A 23308-nucleotide genomic window follows, 5' to 3' on the forward strand; every position below is an offset into this window, starting at 1 on the left:
GATTGGAGTATAACTTTACAACAAAGCAATTTGGGGGTAACGAGATGAAAGGCAAGAGACTTGCAGCTTTCGTACTGCTTGGTTCCATTGTAGGCGGAGCTTATGCATCGGCACAAACAGATATTACGCAAGCCGCTTCAGCGGCTGAGAAAATTGATGTTGTTCTAAATGGAAATTCCGTGAGTGAAGGCGGGTATATGATAGATGGACGTGCTTATTTGTCTGTCCGTCAACTATCAGAAGCGCTTCAGGCATTCATATTCTGGGATGATGCAAATAAGAAGGTAGTCATAGATAAGCCTAATGTGGATTTGATGCTGTTTAAAGACAATAAGACATTTGGCAAAATTGAAACCGGAAAAAATTCCTTTAAGGTATTTGTCCAAATTGATAGTCTGCAATCGGCAGTCGATAAGATTAAAATTACGATAACGGATCCCAAAGGGAAAACAACGATGATTCAGGAAGCGGACGTTCCAAACAAAGAAGATAACTTTTGGTTCACTACCGATGAACATAAGTATGACTTTAAGGCGAAGGGCGATTACATGATCTCCTGCTATTTAAGACAAAAGAATGGTGATTTTACACTTATATCTCAGAAAAAGCTGCCAGCAGTTTTGCCAAACTAAGGCTGAAAGCTTCTGGTTAGATATACATACTGAGGCGATTAGGCCTTCGTTGACCTCATTCGCAGAAAGTGGTACGATACGTGAGTATGACCACTACCTGAACATAAAGGAGATTTACTCATGAGCGAACATAACCATGACTGCGGATGTGGACACGATCATGATCACGACCACGATCATGAATTGATTATTACAATGGTAGACGAAGACGGCAACGAAATCGACATGGCGATGGTCGAAACGTTCAACGTCGACGAGCAGCTATATGCACTTCTTCTCCAACGAAACGATCCAGAAGCGGACGGAATCATCGTACGTCTGGAAGAGCAAGGCGAAGAAATGGCAATGCTTCCTATCGAAGATGATGCTGAATGGGAACGCGTACAGCAAGCATACAATGAATTGGTTGCTGAGCAAGGAGAGTAATTATTCTCGCTCCACCAATATATACGTCACAGAACAAGCTCCGGAGATCTCTGGAGCTTGTTCTGTATATGCTGCGTATTGCGTACGTAAATAAATACATTGCATGTTCTTATTTGCACGGATTATAATGCATAATCCTTCCATTGAATAGTGTAAGCTCAGCTTTCCACTTTTTGGCCAAGTATTTACATAACTCATTTCCCTTGGCTTTGTCTCCGTGAGTGGCACCATCAGGCAGCACCATTTGTACATAGTGCCTGGAATCCTCATTTTCTCCTACACCGAACACGATGTGCCGATATAATGGATCCGAACCTTTTAAATAAAACCATTCCTGCTCTTGGCCGGGCTTTGTCTCAATTGTATATGGAAAGGCAGCCTCGGCATAATCCCAGTTTAATTGTTCTCCAGTTAATTGGGTTTGCTCCCGATAATGAAGAAGCTGGCTCTTTAATTCATCTAATGTTACGGATGCAACCTCCGAACCATCAACAAATGTAATGAATGCGCTTTGACTCATCGAATCTATCCTCCCCTTCGGACATCTTCTGCTTGTAGCACGAATCGTTTTCATCATACCATCTGATTGATCCGGATGGCAATATTTACATGGAAAGTGGAGTTTGATTCTTGTTCGTGTCTAAATGGGTATGTTATACTTGAACGTAAAACCATTAATTGGTTGGTGTTCTTGGAATAGGATATCCCGAGGAGGTGTGCGATGTTTGACGATTTGTATGAAGTAACGGAGCAAGCAAATGTAACCTTTGTCGGTTGGGCCACAGAACAGATTCGCTTTGATTTCGCACTCATTTATTCCGATCATTTTTATGGTAAGACATTAGTCGTATGCATGCAAACAGGACGTTCAACCTTATTATGCGCTGACGATTTGCGTTCAGAAATTCTGCAAGCGAAGTTTGATTTGCCGCATAAGGAGGCAGCGTGTGAGGCGGCTCAGCTGCTGCGTACGCGAATACCTTCACTTGAGGTTCAGGATCAATACTAACTGGTAGAGGGAATAATAATACAGGGTGCCCCAACATCATGGGGCACCCTGTATTATGCTTAAAATATTGCGCGTTCCTCGCGTATAACCTTGACGAATTCAATATTGCGGTCCTCAGGCCCTTTGACAGGGAGCCCGATGTCGACGTGATCGCGGATATAATCGATGTTCTCTTGCGATATGACTTCGCCTGGCAGCAAGATCGGAATGCCTGGCGGGTATACGTATATAAATTCAGCAATGATTCGACCTGCAGATTGCTTGAATGGAATAACCTCTGTATCCGCATAGAAGGCATCTCGTGGAATGAGAGACAACTGCGGGATCTCCGGTATTTTCACAACAAGCTCCTGAACTTCATTCCGCTCATGATGAAGCTCAGATAATTCACGCAAAGCTCGAAGCAGCGTGTCAATCGTCTCTCTGGAGTCACCCGGAGTTACGAGACACAAAATATTGTACATATCGCTAAGCTCGACCTCAATATTGTAATGATCGCGGAGCCAGTTCTCTGTTTCATAACCAGTAATTCCTAGATGACGGACATGTATCGTTAGTTTAGTTGGATCGTAGCTATAAGTAGCCTCTCCACCTAAAATCTCTTCGCCAAAGCAATAGAGGCTAGGAATTTCGTTAATTTGCTGACGAGCAAACTGGGCCAGTTCAATCGCAGTTTCCGCCATATCATGACCATTCAGGGCCAAGTTGCGGCGTGATGTATCGAGAGAAGCCAGCAATATATATGAAGTGGATGTCGTAGTCAGCATGCTGAATATCGTTTGTACACGCTGAGGATTAACGAGTCCATTTTTGGTATTCACATTAAGCACAGAGCTCTGCGTAATGGAACCGCCAAGCTTATGCACACTTGTTGCAGCCATATCAGCACCGGCTTGCATCGCAGACATCGGCAGCTTTTCATGGAAATGAATAAGAACGCCGTGTGCCTCGTCAACAAGTACAGGAATATCGTAGGAATGTGCCAAATCGACGATTTCTTTCAAATCTGCGCAAATACCGAAGTATGTTGGATTGATGACAAGCACCGCTTTTGTATCCGGATGCTTCTCCAAAGCTCTGCGCACTGAGCTGGTTGTGATGCCATGATCGATTCCGAGATTCGCATCCCGTGCTGGTGAGACGAATACAGGCTTCGCTCCGGCAAAAATAATGGCGGACATGACGGATTTATGGATATTTCGCGGAACAAGAATCTTGTCTCCCGGAGAACATACCGACATAATCATCGTCATGATTGCACTGCTTGTGCCTTGTACGCTGAAAAACGTATAATCGGCACCAAATGCGTCAGCAGCGAGCTGCTGCGCCTCGGCGATGACGCTCGTAGGTTGGTGCAAGTCATCAAGCGGAGCAATATTAATCAGATCTATAGAGAGCGCGTTATCTCCGATAAAACTTCGGAATTCTGCGTCTGTTCCTACGCCTTTCTTATGACCTGGAATGTGGAACTGCACCGGATTATGGGAGGCATGCTCCGTAAGTGCGGTAAATAAGGGCGTCCGATGATGGTTCATCGCCGTATCACAACCTTTCATGTTGGCAATCTACTGAGCTGCGCATGGTGTGTCCTGCGCAAACAAAGTTAAGTTTAACAAAAACGCCCCGGAATGCAAGATGTTTTTCCTGCTGTTCGAAGTGATATAGAGAACGAGGATTCGCAGTTTATTCATTTTCGTTTCAGGGTATGGTGTGATAGGATGTACATATCGGAGGGAAGTGTCATGAAAAAGAAAATGTCCGTCGTCATGTTCATGCTGATGATGGTGTTCATTGGATTTGGAATTGTAATACCGGTTCTGCCGCGAATGATAACGAATGCGGGCGCCAATGAATTTCATTTGGGGCTAATGCTCGCGATTTATTCACTGATTGCGTTCGTGGTATCACCAATATGGGGGGCGCTGTCGGAGAAAGTAGGTCGACGTCCGATCATTCTTATCGGGACTCTTGGTTTCAGCATTAGCTACTTGCTGTTCGGATTAGCAGATGGTGAGCTTTGGATGATGTATGTATCCCGTGCTCTGGGAGGGGTCTTCTCCGGTGCAGTGGCTTCAGTAATCGTTGCTTATGTCGCTGACATCACGACGCCCGAACAACGAACGAAGGGCATGGCATTCGTCGGAATGTCGATTGGCTTGGGCTTTACTTTTGGACCAGCCTTTGGCGGTATTTTAAGCAGATATGGTTATAATACGCCTTTCTTTGCAGCTTCAGCATTGACATTTATCACATGTGTATTGGGCTTTCTATTGCTCAAGGAGTCGCTCACTCCTGAGAAGCGCAAGGCGAGCCACGAATCAGCTCCTTCACGCTGGACCGCCTTTACAGGCCGCATGAAGTATTTGTATGTATTATCTTTCTTTGTAACCTTCACGTTGGCAGGTCTAGAATCAACGCTGCTCTACTTTGAAGCGGTACGAATTCCCGGAATTACAGAGGAGCAGATTGGATATATGTTTTTCTTCTGCGGACTTTCGGGAGCTCTTATTCAGGGCGGCGTTGTAAGACGCTACATTAAGAGTGGAGGAGAGAAGAAGGCAATTGCCGTAGGCTTGATCATATCAGCTGCGGGATTCTTGCTGCTGTTGCTGTCCTCAAGTGTTGTCGACGCGACGATTTATTTATGTGTATTCGGGATCGGCAATGCCCTGATTCGCCCGTGTGTTACCTCGTTGATTACACAGAAGACGACGGTAAGCCAAGGGGTTGCTTCAGGTTTGAATTCATCTATGGACAGCTTTGGACGCATTACGGGGCCGCTGCTGGCTACGGCTCTGTTCGGGTGGAATATTAATCTGCCATACATAATTGGAGCTGTATTGTGCATTGCTGCAATTTGGCTGCTTGTTCGTTTTGCACTGCTGGATCGGAAGCAAACAGCGGCGAGCACAACTGCATAGGAATACATTTGCAAAAAAATCTGTGTTCAACCTCTGCTCAGGCAAGGGGAGAACGCAGATTTTTTTGTTCCGCTTATTACACTCGTTAAGCTTCGACAGCCATCCGATATAGCGGCATTAGTGTTGTGATCGTCTGCCGGGCAAGCTCCATAAATGCCTCACCATTTTGCAGCAGCGGATCATTCATCGTAATGTGGCGTCCAACCAGCCATTCTGCTGATTTCACATCCCGGAAGCGGGTAAGCTTGTCCGTCATATCCGCGTCATTTAACTCACCGATACGTAAGGCATCTTTCTTCATATGATCCATAGACAATACATAATCATCCGGAATGATGCTTCTCAGCTTTTTTTGGTGATCGAGCATCGTTTGTGCAATATTGCGCTTGTTCGCCACTTCATAGATGAAAGCCAGCCAAATGAAAAGGTGATCGTCGAACAGGCCAACTTGGAAATGGGGCAGGGACTTGTATCCACGCTTGCTTGGCCCAATGGCAAGCCACGTATCCTTTGGGGGATTGACTGTACGGCGTGCATGCTTCGCGATATGGAGGAACATTTCAGTTCCGCTATGCATAGCTACATCGCTAATGAGTTGTTCGCCTATAGCACGGAATTTGGGTTGAATACGTTCGCGGATCGCCTCCATCCGAGCATCCAGCCCCTCGATCGTAAAAGTTTCAAAGTCTGAAGGATAAAATCCAGTAAAAGACATGCATCTCTTCCTTTCTACCAAGTTGTGATCTATGCATTATTGATGTAAGTCCAACTGAAATGGTTAAACTTACTACATCTACACTCAGGACTCGTTCAAAATAACATACTTGCATTTTTCATTTTCATAGTAAATAGTCACTATTTCAGTATATCACATCTCATTGAGAATGTTTATCAAATTATAATTATTATATTTTGATGGAACAAGCCTCTTGTTCGGAAATCGAGTCAATAATCCAAGTTGATGAATCATATGATGGAGTATACGACAAGGTAAGGAGGGATTGCCGTGAATCGCAGCGACGAGGTGGAGTATTGCAACTTGGAGCTACGCTTTGACCGTCGGCAAATCCAGAACCTCATCCGTGATCTCATACAAGAAGGTTATTCCTTGTATTGGAGTGAAAATGAATCGCTATTCATCGTATCTATCCGAACAGGCAGGAAGTTGGTCAAACTTCGGTTCCAACGTGTGGAGCAGCGCTACAAAATTGTCGGCGACTATACGATTCGGGATGAGAAGCTGGCTGACTTCATGGAAAAACTGATCGGCGATTCACGCGGGCATGCGGTCGTCAAACGGTTCAAAGATAGACAGATCTTTATCGAAAATATTTTGTTCGGGGAGCGAATACGGCTGGTTGAGGTTATTGGACCTAAGCAGCGTGTGCTCTATCAGAAGCGCCCTATAGTGACAACGGAGGAGATGATGCAGGCGTTTTTATCCAATCGGGCAGAGCAGCGCATGCGGGTAATTCGGCTTGAAATGGATTATGCGCTCGCCGAGTTGTTCGAAGCGATGAATGAGCAAAAAATAGCTGTAATTGAGAGCTGTAAAGAAAAGCTGAACGAGTTGCGCTCAGAAATGATTCAGCTTGAATGGTAAGTGATTTTCATGCTTTGATCACCCTCCCATCCGCCAAAATGTATGGATGAACTGCTAGGGGCGAGATGGTTGCAGGGTGTTTTGCTGTGCTGTACAATAAGCGTAATGCAAAATATATAAATTTATGGATAAAGGGTGGAACAACCAAATGGCTAACAATCAAATTGGTGTCATTGGCCTTGCCGTAATGGGTAAGAACTTGGCGCTCAACATCGAGAGCCGCGGCTTCAAAGTATCGGTATACAACCGTTCCCGCGAGAAAACAGATGCACTCATTGCCGAGGCGGAAGGCAAGAATCTGACAGGTACATATTCAATTGAGGAGTTCGTGCAGTCGCTTGAGACACCTCGTAAAATATTGATTATGGTACAAGCCGGACAAGCTACAGATGCAACAATCGAGCAGTTGATCCCGCATTTGGATCAAGGCGATATCATTATCGATGGCGGTAACGCTCACTTCCCTGATACGCAGCGTCGCAGCAAGTACTTGGAAGAGAAGGGCTTCCGCTTCATCGGGACTGGCGTATCCGGCGGTGAAGAGGGCGCATTGAAGGGGCCTGCGATTATGCCTGGCGGCCAAGAGAGTGCATATCGCATAGTAGAGCCGATTTTGACAAGCATTTCCGCGAAGGTAAATGGAGATCCTTGCTGCACATATATCGGGCCAGATGGTGCAGGCCATTATGTGAAAATGGTTCATAACGGTATTGAGTACGGCGACATGCAATTGATCTGTGAAGCTTATCATTTGCTTACGAATGTGCTTGGTGTAAGTACTGAAGAGCTTCACTCCATCTTCGGTGAGTGGAACAAGGGCGAGCTTGACAGCTACCTGATTGAAATTACAACGGACATCTTCTCCAAATACGATGAGGAAACAGGCAAGCCGATGGTTGATGTTATCCTCGACTCTGCTGGTCAAAAAGGTACTGGCAAATGGACAAGCCAAAGCGCGCTTGACCTGGGCGTTCCATTATCCATGATTACAGAATCTGTATTCTCCCGTTTCTTATCCGCATTGAAGGACGAGCGCGTCGTTGCAAGCAAAGTGTTAAAAGGGCCGAAGACTGCTGCATTCACTGGAGACAAGGCAGCTTTCATCGAGAGCATCCGCAAGGCTTTGTACGCGTCCAAGATCGTATCCTACGCACAGGGCTTCGCACAAATGCGTGCGGCATCCGAAGAATTCGGCTGGAACCTTCGTTACGGCGAGATCGCAATGATCTTCCGCGGCGGCTGCATTATCCGTTCTCGCTTCTTGCAAAACATTAAAGAAGCTTATGACCGCGATCCAGAGCTGAAGAACCTGCTGCTTGATCCTTACTTCCAAAATATTGTGGAGACGTATCAAGATGCATGGCGCGAAGTCATTAGCACAGCGGTTGCGTATGGTGTTCCTGTTCCAGGATTCGCAAGTGCACTTGCATATTTTGACAGTTATCGCACGGAGCGCTTGCCAGCGAACTTGCTGCAAGCACAGCGTGATTACTTCGGAGCGCATACATTCAAACGCGTAGACAAAGAAGGAACATTCCACTACAACTGGATGTCTTAATAGAAATCAAAATAACGCCGAGCCCGCGGAGGACTCGGCGTTATTTTTGCATAAGGATATTCATCGGTTGCTACTCATATAATCCGGATACGAGAATGGTCAAGTATTTGCGTATGCGATCAGATTCCTGTCCGTAGCTGCTGCTGTGCACGAGCAGGGAGGAGATTTCGGCATAACTATGAAAGCGACGCACGAGCTGATCTGATGCAAGCATAGCCCATTTGTCCGGATGATCTGTGAGCTGCTGCTTCATCACATCCAGCGCCCAGACGATGTCTTCCCTGCACAGTGGGTGATTCGGATCCAAAATCCGAGACAAACGAACGGATATGGGGCGCTGAATAGCTGATTTGGATGGGTGCGGTTCTGGGATAGGCAAATTTGGCATGCCTTATTCACTCCTACATAAAAAGTGGCATTATCCGGTTTCCTAATAAAATAGACAATGCAGCAGGGCTATTATTCATCTTTACGTTGAACTTCTTCATTTTATACCTATCGGCATTGTCGAATAAAAGAAACGTGTGATATCATATGGGAAGTTTACCGTCAAGCCAACAGCTGAAATGCTTCATGCAGAGCGGCTTGACTTATTAAGAAATGAGGCTTGAAATCATGCAGCATATTATTTTAATCGGATTCATGGGCACCGGGAAATCGACAGTCGGTCAAGAAGTGGCTAGACAGCTAGGATGCAGTTTTGCAGATTTAGATGCTGCTGTGGTCGCACGTGAGGGCCGCTCGATCCCAGAAATCTTCGCTACGGATGGAGAAGCTTATTTTCGAGAACGAGAAAGTCAGGCCTTAGCTGATATGCTGAACCATTCAACACGGCATGTAATTGCTACTGGCGGCGGGATCGTCCTTCGTGAGCACAATCGCGAGTTAATGCGAGACGGAGGCTATATCGTTCATTTGGCTGCAAGCAAGGAGACCATTTTGGCGCGTGTGAAGCGAGACCGCAATCGCCCGCTGCTTCAGGGAGACATGGAAGAACGTGTATCCAAGCTGATACAGCAGCGCGAGGGGCTGTATGACTTTGCACATACAACCATAGCTACCGATAATGAGACCGCTGTGCAATTGGCTGCTCGCATTTGTAAGCTGACGGATGGAAGCTGCAAGTAAGAGCCCCTAGCATGAGGGGCCGACCATCGTTCCAGATTATACAGACTTGTGTTCTAACTGACTCCAGGCGAGCATGCCGCCTTCCATGTTGACACACCCTTCAATGCCGATATGCTGCAAATATTCGCAAACTCGTTCACTGCGATATCCGCTGCGGCAAATGAAAATAATTTCATCCGTCCGCTCAACTTCATCAAGGCGATCGGGAATTTCGTTCATGGGGATATGTTTAGCGCCGGGAATCATCCCGTAAGCTACTTCCTCTTCTTCCCGCACATCTATTAAATTTAGCGCTTCGCCGCGTTCTAGGCGTTGTTTTAAGACAGCCACATCAATTTGAGCAATTGGTTTCATGTCAAATAGGCATCCTTTCTTATCTAGAATTCATTCGAGATAAGAGTTATTATACGTTGAAAGATAAAGGAGTGGAAGCGCATGGACGTAATCGTTCGATCAACACCGAAACTGCAAGGGGATATTCAAGCACTCTCTTCGAAAAACTACACAACTCGCTACCTTCTTGCAGCTGCATTAGCGGAGGGCACGAGCACGATTTATTATCCTGCTCACAGTGAAGACAGCGATGCGATGCGGCGCTGCCTCCATGATTTAGGTGCACAGCTGGTAGAGGATGAAGAGAAGATTGTCATTACTGGCTTCGGAAAAAAACCGACATTGAGCAATCCCTCACACGAATTGAATGTGGGAAATGCGGGTGCTGTACTACGCTTCTTGATGGGAACAGCCTCTCTGCTGGAAGAAGTCAATTTTGTAAATACGTATCCAGATTCGTTAGGCAAACGTCCTCATAATGATCTAATAACTGCGCTTGAACAAATGGGCGTGGGCATTGATCACCGGGAAGGCAAGCTACCCATTACGATTCGAGGCGGGAAGCCTCGTGGAGGAAAGATTAAGGTATCGGGCAATGTAAGCTCGCAATTTTTAAGCTCGCTGCTTTTCCTGGCACCATTACTTGAGGAAGACAGTGAGATTGAAGTAATGGATGATTTGAAATCGAAGGTAGTTGTTGGGCAAACGCTTGAGGTGCTTGCGGAAGCAGGAATTCGAATCGAAGCAAGAAAAGATCTAATGTATTTCAAGATAGCCGGCAATCAACAATATGAAGCAAAGACATATACCGTTCAAGGCGACTATCCGGGCTCTGCAGCGGTTCTCGCTGCAGCGGCAGTCGTTGATTCTGACGTTATCATTCGCGGATTAACAGAGGACAGCAAGCAAGGAGAGCGAGCGATTGTCGACGTGCTGCGCATGATGGAGGTTCCACTTGAGCATGAGCATTCCGTTGTGCGAGTTCAAGGAAATCGCAGGCTGAAGGCCGTTGAAGTTGACGGTGACGTTGCAACAGATGCAGTTCTAGCTATGGTAGCTGCTGCTGTGTTCGCGGAAGGCACTTCACGTTTCTACAATGTGGAGAATTTGCGCTACAAGGAATGTGATCGAATTACTGATTATGTAACAGAGCTCCGCAAAGCAGGTGCGGATGTCGAGGAGCGTCAAGCAGAAATTATCGTTCATGGACGCCCAGAAGGCGTGACAGGCGGTGTAGAAATTAACGCTCATTATGATCATCGTGTTATTATGGCATTAACGGTAGTCGGCTTGCGTGCAGAGCAGCAAATCCGCATTAAAGATGCTCACCATGTTGCCAAGTCGTATCCGCAATACTTCGATCATCTGCGTGCACTTGGCGCACAAGTGGAATGGGTAGAATAGAACGCGTAATGTACGATAATCCGGCAGCTTACTGCCAAATTTAAGGGGGTTGTGTAATAATGAGCTATCAGCATCCATCGCAAGAGGCAATTAAGGAGCTGCTCCTTAGCAGCACGAACATTGCAGTTGTCGGACTATCTGACGATCCGACTCGCGTATCCTATATGGTGGCAGAGGCGATGCAGCGCAAGGGATATCGCATCATACCTGTTAATCCGAAAGCGGATCGCATACTTGGCGAGCCTTGCTATGCTTCGCTTCGCGATGTACCGGATCATATTGATATCGTCAATGTGTTTCGACGCAGTGAATTCTGCGCAGACATTGCACGTGAAGCTGCGGCTGTGAATGCTGGGGCAATTTGGATGCAGCAGGGAGTTGTCAGTGAAGAGGCAGCTGCAATTGCAGAGGAGCATGGAATGACTGTTGTCATGGATTTGTGCATTAAGGTGCTAGACTCGATTTTGCTTCCGCAGGGCAAGGGAGAGTCTGCGTCCTCATAACGTGAAAAGACGAAGACCGGGCATTCCGAGTTGCTGCTGCGATGAAGGGGCCCGGTTTTTCGCGCCATATTATTTACGAGTGCTGCGAGATAGGAATGCGGCTGTAAAATGCTTTGACAACAAAGCGTGATGCCCTTACCATTCATGGTAGAAGGGAGGATGTGCATTGAATCAATTAGGGCGATTGCAGCAATTATCGCGTGCGCTCATGCAGCCGCTAATCGCACTGCCCGCTGCTGCGCTTGCTATTGCCATTGGCAATTTGCTTCACAGCGCAGGTCTGTCGGATATTGCGATATTATTTGAATTAACGGGGAAGACCGTATTTTCCGTACTTCCTTACATTTTTGCAGTTGGGGTTGCACTTGGACTATCTAATAATGCTGGTGTAGCTGCACTATCGTCCCTGCTTGGTATGTTTATCTTCAAACAACTGCTTGTTCAATGGCAAGCTTCATTCGAACCGACGATTCTGAATGGCATTTTATTTGGGGTCATGGCAGGCTTTTTGCATGAACGGTTCAAAAATATAAAGATGCCAGAATATTTGCAGTTCTTTGGTGGTCCGAGATTTGTGATTGCCATTACGATATTTGCTTCGATTTTGCTTTCTTGGTTTATGAAGCTGTGCTCGCCGTTTTTGCAGCAGGGCGTCATGTTTCTTGGCCAAGAACTGCTTGCCATGGGCGGATTCGGGGTGTTTTTGTATGGAGTCATGCATCGTGTGTTAGTCGCATTTGGACTGCATCATCTTCTCAATAATGTGTACTGGTTCCAAATTGGCACCTTTACGAATAGCGAAGGGATGTCCTTTACAGGGGATTTACCGCGGTTTTTTGCAGGGGACCCGAGTGCAGGTATTTATATGGCAGGCATGTATCCGATTATGATGTTCGCACTACCGGCCGTTGCATTGGCTATTGTACATGAATCACGGGAAGATTTACGCCCGAAGGTGCGCAAAACCTATTTTACGGCTGCCTGTGTGTCCCTGTTGACGGGGATTACCGAGCCGATTGAATTCGCCTTTTTGTTCGCAGCGCCTTATCTATTTGTTGTCCATGCCTTGTTGACCGGAGCTGCAATGTGGCTGACTGCTGAGATTGGTGTTAGACATGGGTTTTCTTTCTCCGCCGGGGCAATTGACTATGTGGTCAATTTCCATCAATCGACGAAGGGGCTGTGGATTATCCCGATTGGCATCGCATTTGGATTCATCTATTATGTGGTGTTCCGCTATGCGATTCAGCGGTTTCAAATCCCGACGCCAGGCAGGGTCGATGGCTCCTTGCTTGATGATATGGCGGGAGATTTGCTCCCTAGGGTGCCGCTAATTATTCGCGCGCTTGGAGGTAAAGATAACATCATTGATTTGCAAGCCTGCATTACGAGACTGCGGTTAAGAGTCAAAAATGATAAGCTGGTAGACCGTCACGCGCTTCGCGTACTTGGAGCAGCAGGGGTCATTCGTCTTGGAGGCGGTCATATTCAAGTTGTATTTGGCACGTACTCGGAGTTAATCAAGGACGAAATGGCAAAGCGTCTGCAGCGGGATCCGAACCAGATCTGGCTTGTTGCTCCTGTGCATGGACGGATGATTCCGATCGAAGAAGTGCCGGATAAGATATTTGCTCAGAAGCTTGTAGGTCAGGGCGTAGCTTTTTATCCGGATAAAGGAGAGCTCGTATCGCCTGTACGCGGACATATTCGTCATATTTACCCGACGATGCATGCGATCGGCATTGAAACGCCTGAGGGGTTAGAAGTATTGTTACATATTGGAATAGAGACGTCATCATTGAATGGCGCCGGTTTTCAAGCAGTAGTACAGGAAGGTGATGAAGTGAAACCGGGACAGCTGCTCATTAAATTTGATTTGCCTGAAGTGAAAAAACGCTGTAAATCACTTGCAACACCGATGGTAATTACGAACTCAGACGCAGTAGCATCATGGAGCATAGCGCCATTTGCGCCTGTACGGAAGGGGCAGACTTCAGTCATGTCAGTCATCATGCATGAACACGCGGTTGGAGGTGCAAGCCGATGACGCAGAAAGTCCAAGGTATCGGTGCATCCGCAGGCATTGCCATAGGCAAAGCATTTGTATTGCCGACTTGGGAGTGGGATGTTCCTGAGGAGAAAATGGATCCAGCCGACTTAGCGCGTGAATTCGAACGATTGTATGACGGAATCCGTTCCTCGAAGCACGAAATCGAATTTATTAAGAGTGAAATTAAAGAAATGGTCGGCAGTGAAGAGTCATGTATTTTTGACGCTCATCTGGCTATTTTGGATGATCCGATCTTCATGAATGAAATTCAAGGACTCATTCAGCGTCAGTATAAGGCAGCTGAAGTTGCGGTAAAGGAAGCGATCGACCATTTTGTAACGATGTTCGACCTACTCGATGATGAGTATATGAAGGAGCGGGCATTGGATATCAAGGATGTAGGTAACCGACTGCTCAAGCATTTGCTAGGAGCTCCGGAAATAACGCTTCCGACGGACGCACAGCCGTATATCCTTGTTGCGAAGGAGCTGTCTCCGTCACAGTTGGTGCATTTGAATCCCAAAAATGTATTGGGGATTGTCATGCTACAGGGAGGGAAAACATCACATTCGGCCATTATGGCTCGAGCGCTGGGCATTCCACTTGTACTCGGACTGGAAGGAAAAATATCGAAGCCGATCCAGACAGGGGATACGGTTATTGTTGATGGTGAGTATGGCATTGTGCATATTGCTCCACCGCTGGATGTGATATCCTGCTATGAAGTTCGGCGAGATGCATATGTACAGGAAGCTGACGAGCTTCAGAAGATCGTATCCTTACCAGCCGTTACACTCGATGATTTCAATGTTCAGTTGGGAGCGAACATCAGCTCTACGCGCGAACTGAATATTGCCGATCAAAATGGAGCGGAAGGTGTTGGGCTATTCCGGACGGAGTTCATGTATATGGATCGCTCCTATCCCCCTTCAGAAGCTGAACAGTTCACGGTGTATCTGGAAGCGGCGGAACATTGCAAGGAAAAATCGGTTATTATTCGCACATTAGATGTCGGCGGCGACAAGCCGATGGACTATTTGAACTTGCCTGAGGAGGATAATCCGTTCCTCGGTTATCGGGCAATTCGGATTTGTCTCGATCGGCAGGATCTATTCAAGACACAACTGCGAGCCATCTTGCGTGCAAGCGCTCATGGCCCGATTATGGTGATGTTCCCGATGATTACATCCGTGAATGAGGTGCAGGCAGCTAAGTCCATTCTGGAGGATGCCAAGGCCGAGCTGCGTGAAGAAGGCCTTCCCTTCAATGAAGAGCTTCCAGTAGGCATTATGATAGAAGTTCCAGCCGCAGCTATGATCGCCGATCAGCTTGCGAAGGAAGTCGATTTCTTTAGTATCGGAACGAATGATTTGGTTCAGTATACGCTTGCAGTAGATCGGATGAATGAGCAAATTGCACATATGTATGATCCATTCCATCCTGCGGTCCTTCGCTTGATACGTTATACCGTTCAGGCGGCGAAGCAAGCAGGGATCATGGTTGGCGTATGCGGCGAGATGGCTGGAGATCCACGGGCGGTGCCCATTTGGCTTGCGCTTGGTGTGAATAAATTAAGCATGTCTTCTCGTTCCATTCCGCGTGTGAAGGCGGCAGTTCGACGCTCAACAGTGGAGCAGTGCAAACGTATCGCGCAAAGTGTGTTCGAATCGGGAACAAAGGAAGAAATTGAGATCTTGCTCGAGCAGCAGCGTTCATAAGGATATTAAGGAGAAACAGAGAAACACCGTACAAAAAGGCATGCCCTGGTATTCAAACGAGGGCATGCCTTTTTCCTATGGAGCAGGTAATTATACTTTGGCTAATTTATCGCAAAAAGCTTTGCCGTATGCAGGCAGATCAGGCGGTCTGCGCGCAGATACGAGATTGCCGTCTACAACAACCTCCTCATCTAGCCATTTAGCACCTGCATTTTCCATGTCGTCACGAATTCCCGGAGTAGAAGTCACCGTACGGCCATTCAAAATCTTAGCGGAAATGAGTACCCAGCCAGCATGACAGATTTGTCCAACAGGTTTGCCATCAGCATTCATTTCCTTCACGATGCGGAGTGCATCAGCGTAGCGGCGGATCTTATCCGGCGCCCATCCGCCAGGAACGAGCACGCCATCGTACTGAGATGTATCAATGTCAGCATAAGCATAGTCTGAGGTTGCAGGAACACCATATTTACCGATATAGGTTTTGCCGCGTTCCAGACCTACCAGATGTACTTCGGCGCCTTCTTCACGGACGCGGTGAACCGGATACCACAGTTCCAAATCTTCAAATTCTTCATCTACAAATGCAACAATTCGCTTGCCACTTAAACGCATGAATGTTGTCCCTCCTTCGTATGGATATAGCAGAGCATTTCTTTGAATTCCGCCTATTTTTTGCAGAACTCTCAGAGAATTGGGGGTTTTCCCATACAATGTCCATTGTCTCTTATTCCAATATGACCTACGATCATAGACAACAGGGAATCGTGTACGATACACCACATTTATTTAACCACATTGTCCGTGAAAAAGTACACAGCGCCCGCACAAATTGCATGCGTAAGGTGAGAAATCTCATTGCAAATCGCTCAGCAGCGCTAGGTAAATTGCTAAAAGTGTAAAAAAATACATATATGTGCACGGAAGGAGATTGTAAGGCTTAGTCGAATATTCGAATATTAGGATAACCCAAAATTGAAATGTAGTCGTCTGCAGCAATTGGCCGCAAGAAATCATCAGTATCATCTTCAGTATCATCTATAGAAATGGTAGGAATACCAACGTTGTATGTTCAGGGGTGAATGATATGTATACAAGATGCATTTGTGATCAATACATGGATATAACCGTCCGCACAGTTGTACATGCACGAACGATTCACATCCATCGTGTACCGGTTGCCACTTGTATGAATTGCGGGCGCTCGGAACTGCTTTCCTTTATTAAAAAGGATGTCATAGCTCTCATACACAATCGCATGGATATGATCGCTGAGAACCCGCAGGCATTGGAAAATGCTCCTTTGCATGTATCCTTTGATGAGCAGAATGAGCTGGCCAGCGTTATCGTCTCCTTGCTGGATGAGGAGCAATGCGATGATATGCTGTCACGGTTGGAATGCCGCATTGCAGAACGGGTCAATCAATTGCTCGACTTGTATCTATTTGCACGGACGTGCAATGACACACTATGGATGAAAGAGCTGCAATGCAGATTAAAACAGATTTCCGGTTTTAGTTTTGAGTCATATCGGGTTAAAATAAGCTAAAGAGCATTTTCATAGATCATCATAAGAATTATGATCGATATTCTTATACATGTAAGCAAAACGAATCGAAGTATAGGAGGCAGTAAGAATGGAAGCAGTGACTACGATGGAAGAACTTGAAGCGTTTATAGAACGGTCGAAGCAGCAAACCGTAGTTCTTTTCAAGCACAGTACGCGTTGTCCGATTAGCTCACATGCGGATGAGGAAATGAGCAAGGTGGCAGAGGAGTTCGAATCGCAAGGAATTGCAATTGGCCGAATTCTGGTCGTCGAAAATCGTGACGTTTCACTTGCATGTGCGGATAAGCTGGGCATTAAGCATGAATCCCCGCAGGTCATCGTATTGCGTGATGGGGAGCCTGCATGGAACGAATCGCATCATGCTATACGATATGACAACTTAGAAAGCATCCTTACGCAATGAACGGTAAATAATGACAAATGGTGGCGGATTTGCTCGTGACATTGCGAATTTTCTGAAAATAGCGTATCATTAACATAATATCAATGGTCGCAACAAATTTATCGTTAATTGGAGAGAAGGATCGTGACGGTAACTATTTATGATGTAGCAAGAGAAGCGGGCGTCTCGATGGCCACCGTTTCCCGGGTTGTCAACAACAACCCGAACGTGAAGCCGCAAACGCGTAAGAAAGTATACGAAGCGATTGAACGTTTAGGTTATCGCCCGAATGCGGTTGCACGCGGACTTGCGAGTAAGAAGACGACAACCGTTGGGGTTGTCATTCCTGATATTTCGAATTCTATCTTTGCCGAAGTAGCGCGCGGTATTGAGGATATTGCCAATATGTATCATTACAATATCATTTTGTGCAATGCGGACAAGAAGAAGGAGAAAGAAATTCGGGTTATTAATACGCTGCTGGAGAAGCAGGTGGACGGACTGTTGTTTATGGGCGGAGTTGTTACGGAGGATCATGTTCAAGCATTCCGTACTGCTTCGGTGCCGATTGTGCTGTGTGCAACAACAGACGAGCATGGGATTATCCCGTCGGTCGATATCGATCACGAGGCAGCAGCCTTTGATGCTGTGAATACACTTATCCGACATGGGCATCGTGACATTGCGATGATCAGCGGCACGCTTCAAGATCCAGCAAACGGCTTTGCCCGTTTTCAAGGATATAAGCGTGCATTGGAAGGCGCGGGCGTCGAATACAAGGAAGACTTGGTTAGAATTGGCAACTACCGCTATGAGTCCGGCGTAGAAGCGATGAAGTACTTCCTCGGCTTGAAGAAGCGTCCGACGGCAATCTTTGCTGCAACGGATGAAATGGCTATCGGTGCAATACACTGCATTCAAGATGCTGGCTTGAAGGTGCCAGATGACTTCTCTGTCATCAGTGTTGATAATATCCGCATGGCATCGATGGTTCGTCCGCAATTGACGACGGTAGCTCAGCCAATGTATGACATTGGTGCGGTAGCGATGCGCTTGCTGACGAAGCTGATGAAGAAGGAAAATGTAGAACATTCACGTGTAATTTTGCCGCACGAAACGATTCTTCGCTTGTCTGTAAGTGAAGTGTAAGGTTCGGTTGCTGCGTGTGAATCCATAAGAATACGGTTAGATATATACGTAAGGCCCCATGTATGTGGGGTCTTTTGTATGGTTATGAAGTAGATATACGTACAGGAGGCTGGTTTCGATGACGAATGCGCATGGATCGGTTATTGGTGTAATTGGGGCAATGGATGAGGAAATCGAATTGTTGCTTCAGGCAGCTCAACCGGTAGAACAAGTGGATGTCGCGGGACTCCGTTATTACAAGGGCTCACTCCACGGTATAAACATCGTTATTTGCAAGTCTGGAGTAGGGAAAGTAAATGCTGCAGTAACTACGCAGGTGCTGATCGACCGTTTTCATGTAACGAAGGTGATTTTCACAGGCGTAGCAGGTGCAGTGCACCCAGAACTGAACATCGGGGACATCGTCATCTCGACGTCCTGCATGCATCATGATATGGATGTAACCGCACTTGGGTTTGCTCCAGGCGTAATCCCGTTCCAAGAGATCTCACAGTTTATGGCTGATGCAGGTCTTATCGAATTGGCAGAACGGGCGTGTGAACGACTCGTACCAGGCCGATATCGCAAAGGAGTCGTGCTGTCAGGCGATCAATTTGTCGCAGATCGAGACAAAGTTCGAAAGCTGTATGAAACATTCACTGGATCAGTTTGCACAGAGATGGAAGGTGCCGCAGTGGCACAAGCATGCTTCATCAATGAGATTCCGTATGTCGTTATTCGCTCCATGTCGGATAAGGCGGATGGGTCAGCTCATGTTAACTTTTCTGAATTCACGGTGGAAGCCTCACATCGCTCCCACCAAATTGTGGACAGCATGCTGCAAGGATTACAGAACTAATTACGTTAGTTAATAAGTAATGAATATGATAGGCAGCACAGTGGCGCAAGCGACCTACACTTAGGATCTGCTTGCGCCGCTGTTCATTCTAACGAATATATTCCATTGCAAGCTCCTTAGCCCTTGCATTGCGGTCTTGAATAATACTTCGTCTTGGCATCGGCGCCCAAGTAGATGTATCATCATGCCAAGTGTGGGGGAGGGGTACGGGGGACTTCTGCGACCACTTCGTCAACCATTGTTCCGGCAATAGCTGCTGTGGGTGGTTCGTTAATGTACGTGCAAGCGGATGCTCGCTCATTTCCAGCCATAGCATGCTCCAAGCACGCGGCACGACCCGCCATATATCATAGCCACCTCCGCCAATGGCGACCCATTTGCCATTGGCGTATTGATGTGCAAGACGGTGGATAATGCGCGGGATCTCACTATAGATACGCGTGCTGCAATGCAAGTGAGACAACGGATCCATTGCATGAGCATCACAGCCATGCTGGCTAATTATAATGTCCGGCTTGAATGCTGCTGCTGCACATTGTACGGTCTCTGTGAAGCATTCCAGCCACGAGTCATCCTCCGTATACGGTTCCAGCGGTACATTGACGCAAGCGCCAAAACCCTCTCCACCGCCGCGTTCATGCACGAATCCTGTACCCGGGAACAGAAACTTCCCAGTCTCGTGAATGGAGTAAGTAAATACATCTGGGTCCGTATAAAAGCACCACTGTACACCATCTCCATGGTGGACATCTGTGTCGATATACAGCACTCTTGCACAGTACGTATGCCGAAGCCAGGCGATTGCGACCGCAGCATCATTATATACGCAGAAGCCCGCACCTTTATCGCCAAAGGCATGATGAAGTCCACCGCCCAAATGCAGAGCGTGTTCAGATCTTCCAGACATGACCGCCTCACAAGCAGCAATGGAACCGGCAACTATCGCGCAAGCCGCTGTATGCATCCCTGGAAAGTAAGGAGTGTCTTCCGTATGCAAGCCGTATTGTGCTGCTTTAACGGCCCACTCGGCAGTTGGATTCGGTTCGCTAAGCTTCTTTACAGCTTCGATATAGTCGGCGCGATGAATGAGAGGCAGCAAACGTTCGATATCTGCGGCTTCCGTCTGAAGACGTGTGATAGCGCCTTCATCTATGGCTTTAGCGTATTCTAGCAGATCATGCGTCATAGCAAGCCGCTGCTGATCGAATGGGTGATCGGCATTAAAGCGATAGCGGAGGGCTTCCTCATGCATGAAGTATAGTGCCTTACCTGACATGTCCAACATCCCTCTCCTAACAATACTAATACATGAACCGCTGACGGAATCGGACGCGGTCGAACTGCTCCTCTGACGATAATGGAACGTTCTTGCCGATACGAACCATAAGGCAGTTGGCAGGGTGGGAACAAATTTCAGGATCGTCTGTCGCATACCAGATCATGCCTACGGATTCCATCAACTTCTCCATCATCTTCCGATAGTCCCATACGTTCATTCTGGTGCCATCCAAATCCCAATGCCAATAATATTCTGTCGTAAATACAATATAGCGCTCCATCTGTTCATCTTCAAACGCTGTCGAAATCATGCTTCTGCCCAAACCAAGTGAGCGGTAATCCTTGGCGACCTCAATGGCGCCAAGCTCAATTAAATCATCCATTTGTCCATCTGACCAGCGCTCCAGCTCATCGGGATAATGGAAGGTGACGTAACCGACGATAGTAGAGCCTTCTCTCGCAATAATAATGCGTCCTTCGGGTAAATCTGCGATCTCCACAAGCGCTTGGTGTTGATCAGCTGGCCGGCGAAACGCCTTCAAATCGGTGTGCATAGTCAAGGTGCGAAGAATATCGGAACGTACGGGGCCTTCGACAACAACAACTCGTTCCGTATGAGGAATAATATGAGCGTAGTATCTCTTCGGATGTTCCACACCAAGCAGCTCCTTTCATCTCTTCCATTCCGTTATAGCAAAAATAGAATGATTTGAAAAGGAAAAGAATAGGCGAAAAACAAATCGTATGCTATAATGATTTTGCCTTAAAGTTCATGATTTTTTCCCTTGACACCACGAACTGCATCATCGTCCTTTAGTGCATTTCTTCATGAAAGCGATTTATTACACGAATTTGTGATTCGTGGAGCATGAATAATGATGTAAAAGACATAGGAGGATGGAACAATATGGGTAACGTGCAGGGAGAAATTATTGCTGCGATTGCAAGCAATCCAAACATGAGTGACTATGGAAAATGGTCGGCCGATTTCAGGTGGGAAGAGGTAGAGAAGCAATTTTCTTGGTATGAGACTGGAAAAGTAAATATGGCTTACGAGGCGATTGATCGGCATGTTGCGAACGGTCGCGGAGAAAAGGTGGCGCTCTATTACAGTGATGCTGTTCGTGATGAAGCGTATACCTATGCTGAGTTGAGCCGCAAGACGAATCAGTTCGCGAACGTGCTGCGCAACCTCGGAATTCAAAAGGGAGAACGCATCTTCATTTTCATGCCGCGCACACCTGAACTGTATGTCAGCTTACTTGGCTCGCTGAAGATTGGGGCTGTTGTCGGTCCACTATTCGAAGCGTTTATGGAGACTGCGGTTAAGGATCGGTTAGAAGACAGCGCGGCAGTAGCGATTGTGACAACTCCAGCGCTCGTTCATCGTGTGCCCCGTTCTGAGCTGCCTGCCTTGAAGCATGTGATTCTTGTAGGTGACGAAATAGAGGTTGAGGATGGAATTGTTGATTTCCACGCGGAAATGTCTACCGCCTCCGAAGAAGCCGAAGTGGAATGGCTGCAGCGGGAAGACGGGCTCATTATTCACTATACATCCGGCTCGACAGGCAAGCCTAAGGGCGTATATCACGTACAAAACGCAATGATTCAGCATTATCATACCGGAAATGTTGTATTGGATTTAAAGGAAGACGACATTTATTGGTGTACAGCAGATCCAGGTTGGGTTACTGGAACGTCATACGGGATATTCGCACCGTGGCTGAACGGAGCGACGAACGTGGTTCGTGGTGGACGGTTCAGTCCGCAGGACTGGTACTCAACCATTGAGAAATATAAAGTATCCGTATGGTACAGTGCTCCGACCGCATTCCGTATGCTGATGGGTGCCGGGGATGATGTAATTTCGAGCTTTAACTTATCAAGCTTACGTCATATCCTGTCTGTAGGCGAACCGCTTAATCCTGAGGTTGTTCGTTGGGGAATGAAAGTTTACAATCATCGGATTCATGATACATGGTGGATGACGGAAACGGGTGGACAGTTGATTTGCAACTATCCGGCAATGGCCATCAAGCCTGGCTCCATGGGACGTCCTGTCCCAGGTATTGAAGCCGCGATTATTGATGATCAAGGCAATGAGCTTCCTCCATTTCGAATGGGGAACCTGGCCATTCGTACACCATGGCCGTCGATGATGCGAAAGGTATGGAACAATCCGGCTAAGTATGAAGAATACTTCCGCCTTACAGGATGGTATGTATCGGGTGATTCTGCCTACATGGATGATGAGGGCTACTTCTGGTTCCAAGGCCGAATTGACGATGTTATTAATACATCGGGCGAACGAGTTGGCCCCTTCGAGGTAGAGAGCAAGCTTGTCGAGCATCCGGCAGTCGCGGAAGCAGGCGTAATCGGGAAGCCTGATCCAATGCGTGGCGAAATTATTAAGGCATTTATTTCTTTGCGCGAAGGCTATACGCCGTCCGAAGAGTTAAAAGCGGATATTGCGAAGTTCGTCAAGGAAGGGCTGTCCGCACATGCATCGCCTAGGGAGATTGAGTTCAAGGACAAATTGCCGAAAACTCGCTCAGGCAAAATTATGCGCCGTGTGCTCAAGGCATGGGAATTGAGCCTGCCGACAGGCGATTTATCAACGATTGAGGATTAACTGCTGAAGTCATTATTGACAAATCCATAATAGTGGGATATTATCCCAATAGCGAAGCGAATATGCAACGCGAAACGACAAGTACAATAGAATGGACATAACATGTTACCGCAAGGGCATTCGTTATGGAAGTTCAGTCGCTATGTGACTGCCTTCTTAACGTGTGCCTTTTTT

General features: G+C 47.0%; 24 protein-coding genes. 16 read left to right on the forward strand and 8 right to left on the reverse strand.

The features are described 5' to 3' along the window. Positions 1 to 44 precede the first annotated feature (44 nt). Together NO352_RS04615 and NO352_RS04620 are read left to right on the forward strand one after the other, a co-directional pair. Entirely contained in the window at positions 45 to 632 is a 588-nt protein-coding gene (locus NO352_RS04615) for a stalk domain-containing protein (RefSeq protein ID WP_005548143.1), read from the forward strand. Positions 633 to 752: 120 nt separating this feature from the next. Continuing rightward, positions 753 to 1058, forward strand: a complete 306-nt coding sequence (locus NO352_RS04620; RefSeq protein ID WP_005548145.1) for a DUF1292 domain-containing protein — start codon at positions 753 to 755, stop codon at positions 1056 to 1058. Positions 1059 to 1167: 109 nt separating this feature from the next. On the opposite strand, the gene NO352_RS04625 is transcribed toward NO352_RS04620, so the two are convergent. Continuing rightward, positions 1168 to 1578, reverse strand: a complete 411-nt coding sequence (locus NO352_RS04625; protein ID WP_289354992.1) for a DUF1885 family protein — start codon at positions 1576 to 1578, stop codon at positions 1168 to 1170. 201 nt (positions 1579 to 1779) lie between these two features. Between NO352_RS04625 and NO352_RS04630 the strand changes: the two genes are divergently transcribed. After that, on the forward strand, positions 1780 to 2067 hold the full coding sequence (locus NO352_RS04630) for a DUF3055 domain-containing protein (RefSeq protein ID WP_163975717.1): 288 nt from the start codon (positions 1780 to 1782) through the stop codon (positions 2065 to 2067). Between the two features lie 59 nt (positions 2068 to 2126). Here the strand turns inward: NO352_RS04630 and NO352_RS04635 are convergent, their stop codons facing one another. Beyond that, positions 2127 to 3602, reverse strand: a complete 1476-nt coding sequence (locus tag NO352_RS04635; protein ID WP_262867023.1) for an aminotransferase class I/II-fold pyridoxal phosphate-dependent enzyme — start codon at positions 3600 to 3602, stop codon at positions 2127 to 2129. Between the two features lie 207 nt (positions 3603 to 3809). On the opposite strand from NO352_RS04635, the gene NO352_RS04640 reads away from it, so the two are divergent. After that, entirely contained in the window at positions 3810 to 4988 is a 1179-nt protein-coding gene (locus NO352_RS04640) for a tetracycline resistance MFS efflux pump (protein WP_005548150.1), read from the forward strand. Positions 4989 to 5073: 85 nt separating this feature from the next. On the opposite strand, the gene NO352_RS04645 is transcribed toward NO352_RS04640, so the two are convergent. Beyond that, a complete protein-coding gene (locus NO352_RS04645) occupies positions 5074 to 5703 on the reverse strand; it encodes a YktB family protein (protein WP_289354993.1) in 630 nt (209 codons plus the stop codon). Between the two features lie 291 nt (positions 5704 to 5994). Here NO352_RS04645 and NO352_RS04650 point away from each other — a divergent pair, with 291 nt between their 5' ends. Then, a complete protein-coding gene (locus NO352_RS04650) occupies positions 5995 to 6591 on the forward strand; it encodes a hypothetical protein (RefSeq protein WP_005548153.1) in 597 nt (198 codons plus the stop codon). A 148-nt stretch (positions 6592 to 6739) separates the two neighbouring features. After that, entirely contained in the window at positions 6740 to 8149 is a 1410-nt protein-coding gene (gndA, locus tag NO352_RS04655; protein WP_005548155.1) for an NADP-dependent phosphogluconate dehydrogenase, read from the forward strand. Positions 8150 to 8219: 70 nt separating this feature from the next. Here the strand turns inward: gndA and NO352_RS04660 are convergent, their stop codons facing one another. Beyond that, positions 8220 to 8537: a hypothetical protein gene (locus tag NO352_RS04660; RefSeq protein WP_005548157.1), complete on the reverse strand. Its 318-nt coding sequence runs from the start codon at positions 8535 to 8537 to the stop codon at positions 8220 to 8222. A gap of 227 nt (positions 8538 to 8764) precedes the next feature. Here NO352_RS04660 and NO352_RS04665 point away from each other — a divergent pair, with 227 nt between their 5' ends. Continuing rightward, positions 8765 to 9277, forward strand: a complete 513-nt coding sequence (locus NO352_RS04665; protein ID WP_289354994.1) for a shikimate kinase — start codon at positions 8765 to 8767, stop codon at positions 9275 to 9277. A 36-nt stretch (positions 9278 to 9313) separates the two neighbouring features. Here NO352_RS04665 and NO352_RS04670 read toward each other — a convergent pair whose 3' ends face one another. Continuing rightward, positions 9314 to 9631 carry a rhodanese-like domain-containing protein gene (locus NO352_RS04670; RefSeq protein ID WP_005548162.1) on the reverse strand — a complete coding sequence of 106 codons (318 nt, stop codon included), beginning with the start codon at positions 9629 to 9631 and terminating at the stop codon, positions 9314 to 9316. Positions 9632 to 9712: 81 nt separating this feature from the next. Here NO352_RS04670 and aroA point away from each other — a divergent pair, with 81 nt between their 5' ends. From aroA to ptsP, 4 genes are all read left to right on the forward strand, one after another. Next, a complete protein-coding gene (aroA, locus tag NO352_RS04675; RefSeq protein ID WP_163975707.1) occupies positions 9713 to 11014 on the forward strand; it encodes a 3-phosphoshikimate 1-carboxyvinyltransferase in 1302 nt (433 codons plus the stop codon). A 59-nt stretch (positions 11015 to 11073) separates the two neighbouring features. After that, positions 11074 to 11517 (forward strand): CoA-binding protein, encoded by a 444-nt coding sequence (locus NO352_RS04680; RefSeq protein WP_005548166.1) that lies wholly within the window; start codon positions 11074 to 11076, stop codon positions 11515 to 11517. 166 nt (positions 11518 to 11683) lie between these two features. Next, complete coding sequence (locus NO352_RS04685; protein WP_005548168.1) at positions 11684 to 13564, forward strand: glucose PTS transporter subunit IIA; 1881 nt, start codon at positions 11684 to 11686, stop codon at positions 13562 to 13564. Then, positions 13561 to 15285: a phosphoenolpyruvate--protein phosphotransferase gene (gene ptsP, locus NO352_RS04690; protein WP_005548169.1), complete on the forward strand. Its 1725-nt coding sequence runs from the start codon at positions 13561 to 13563 to the stop codon at positions 15283 to 15285. The genes NO352_RS04685 and ptsP overlap by 4 nt, the downstream gene beginning before the upstream one ends. Before the next feature lie 90 nt (positions 15286 to 15375). On the opposite strand, the gene NO352_RS04695 is transcribed toward ptsP, so the two are convergent. Further along, positions 15376 to 15900 (reverse strand): type 1 glutamine amidotransferase domain-containing protein, encoded by a 525-nt coding sequence (locus NO352_RS04695; protein ID WP_289354995.1) that lies wholly within the window; start codon positions 15898 to 15900, stop codon positions 15376 to 15378. 472 nt (positions 15901 to 16372) lie between these two features. Between NO352_RS04695 and NO352_RS04700 the strand changes: the two genes are divergently transcribed. From NO352_RS04700 to NO352_RS04715, 4 genes are all read left to right on the forward strand, one after another. After that, a complete protein-coding gene (locus tag NO352_RS04700; protein WP_005548173.1) occupies positions 16373 to 16834 on the forward strand; it encodes a hypothetical protein in 462 nt (153 codons plus the stop codon). Between the two features lie 88 nt (positions 16835 to 16922). Further along, positions 16923 to 17258: a bacillithiol system redox-active protein YtxJ gene (ytxJ, locus tag NO352_RS04705; RefSeq protein WP_005548175.1), complete on the forward strand. Its 336-nt coding sequence runs from the start codon at positions 16923 to 16925 to the stop codon at positions 17256 to 17258. Positions 17259 to 17381: 123 nt separating this feature from the next. Further along, positions 17382 to 18386 (forward strand): catabolite control protein A, encoded by a 1005-nt coding sequence (ccpA, locus tag NO352_RS04710; protein ID WP_005548177.1) that lies wholly within the window; start codon positions 17382 to 17384, stop codon positions 18384 to 18386. A gap of 118 nt (positions 18387 to 18504) precedes the next feature. Beyond that, on the forward strand, positions 18505 to 19224 hold the full coding sequence (locus NO352_RS04715; protein ID WP_005548179.1) for a 5'-methylthioadenosine/adenosylhomocysteine nucleosidase: 720 nt from the start codon (positions 18505 to 18507) through the stop codon (positions 19222 to 19224). An 88-nt stretch (positions 19225 to 19312) separates the two neighbouring features. On the opposite strand, the gene NO352_RS04720 is transcribed toward NO352_RS04715, so the two are convergent. Together NO352_RS04720 and NO352_RS04725 are read right to left on the reverse strand one after the other, a co-directional pair. After that, positions 19313 to 20500, reverse strand: a complete 1188-nt coding sequence (locus NO352_RS04720) for an acetoin utilization protein AcuC (protein ID WP_268594653.1) — start codon at positions 20498 to 20500, stop codon at positions 19313 to 19315. A 25-nt stretch (positions 20501 to 20525) separates the two neighbouring features. Then, on the reverse strand, positions 20526 to 21158 hold the full coding sequence (locus NO352_RS04725) for a GNAT family N-acetyltransferase (RefSeq protein ID WP_289354996.1): 633 nt from the start codon (positions 21156 to 21158) through the stop codon (positions 20526 to 20528). 251 nt (positions 21159 to 21409) lie between these two features. On the opposite strand from NO352_RS04725, the gene acsA reads away from it, so the two are divergent. Continuing rightward, positions 21410 to 23134, forward strand: coding sequence for an acetate--CoA ligase (gene acsA, locus NO352_RS04730; protein ID WP_289354997.1), 1725 nt, complete (start codon positions 21410 to 21412; stop codon positions 23132 to 23134). Positions 23135 to 23308: the final 174 nt, after the last annotated feature.

The organism is Paenibacillus sp. S-12, assembly GCF_030363895.1.
Lineage (GTDB): Bacteria > Bacillota > Bacilli > Paenibacillales > Paenibacillaceae > Paenibacillus_B > Paenibacillus_B alvei.

Bases quoted from the DNA above. Each gene is read 5' to 3' on its own strand.
- NO352_RS04635 (WP_262867023.1), bottom strand. From the start codon at position 3,602: ATGAACCATCATCGGACGCCCTTATTTACCGCACTTACGGAGCATGCC.
- aroA (WP_163975707.1), top strand. From the start codon at position 9,713: ATGGACGTAATCGTTCGATCAACACCGAAACTGCAAGGGGATATTCAA.
- NO352_RS04625 (WP_289354992.1), bottom strand. From the start codon at position 1,578: ATGAGTCAAAGCGCATTCATTACATTTGTTGATGGTTCGGAGGTTGCA.
- NO352_RS04640 (WP_005548150.1), top strand. From the start codon at position 3,810: ATGAAAAAGAAAATGTCCGTCGTCATGTTCATGCTGATGATGGTGTTC.
- NO352_RS04660 (WP_005548157.1), bottom strand. From the start codon at position 8,537: ATGCCAAATTTGCCTATCCCAGAACCGCACCCATCCAAATCAGCTATT.
- gndA (WP_005548155.1), top strand. From the start codon at position 6,740: ATGGCTAACAATCAAATTGGTGTCATTGGCCTTGCCGTAATGGGTAAG.
- NO352_RS04695 (WP_289354995.1), bottom strand. From the start codon at position 15,900: ATGCGTTTAAGTGGCAAGCGAATTGTTGCATTTGTAGATGAAGAATTT.
- NO352_RS04615 (WP_005548143.1), top strand. From the start codon at position 45: ATGAAAGGCAAGAGACTTGCAGCTTTCGTACTGCTTGGTTCCATTGTA.
- acsA (WP_289354997.1), top strand. From the start codon at position 21,410: ATGGGTAACGTGCAGGGAGAAATTATTGCTGCGATTGCAAGCAATCCA.
- NO352_RS04700 (WP_005548173.1), top strand. From the start codon at position 16,373: ATGTATACAAGATGCATTTGTGATCAATACATGGATATAACCGTCCGC.
- NO352_RS04715 (WP_005548179.1), top strand. From the start codon at position 18,505: ATGACGAATGCGCATGGATCGGTTATTGGTGTAATTGGGGCAATGGAT.
- NO352_RS04665 (WP_289354994.1), top strand. From the start codon at position 8,765: ATGCAGCATATTATTTTAATCGGATTCATGGGCACCGGGAAATCGACA.
- NO352_RS04720 (WP_268594653.1), bottom strand. From the start codon at position 20,500: ATGTCAGGTAAGGCACTATACTTCATGCATGAGGAAGCCCTCCGCTAT.
- NO352_RS04645 (WP_289354993.1), bottom strand. From the start codon at position 5,703: ATGTCTTTTACTGGATTTTATCCTTCAGACTTTGAAACTTTTACGATC.
- NO352_RS04670 (WP_005548162.1), bottom strand. From the start codon at position 9,631: ATGAAACCAATTGCTCAAATTGATGTGGCTGTCTTAAAACAACGCCTA.
- NO352_RS04620 (WP_005548145.1), top strand. From the start codon at position 753: ATGAGCGAACATAACCATGACTGCGGATGTGGACACGATCATGATCAC.
- ptsP (WP_005548169.1), top strand. From the start codon at position 13,561: ATGACGCAGAAAGTCCAAGGTATCGGTGCATCCGCAGGCATTGCCATA.
- NO352_RS04630 (WP_163975717.1), top strand. From the start codon at position 1,780: ATGTTTGACGATTTGTATGAAGTAACGGAGCAAGCAAATGTAACCTTT.
- NO352_RS04680 (WP_005548166.1), top strand. From the start codon at position 11,074: ATGAGCTATCAGCATCCATCGCAAGAGGCAATTAAGGAGCTGCTCCTT.
- ytxJ (WP_005548175.1), top strand. From the start codon at position 16,923: ATGGAAGCAGTGACTACGATGGAAGAACTTGAAGCGTTTATAGAACGG.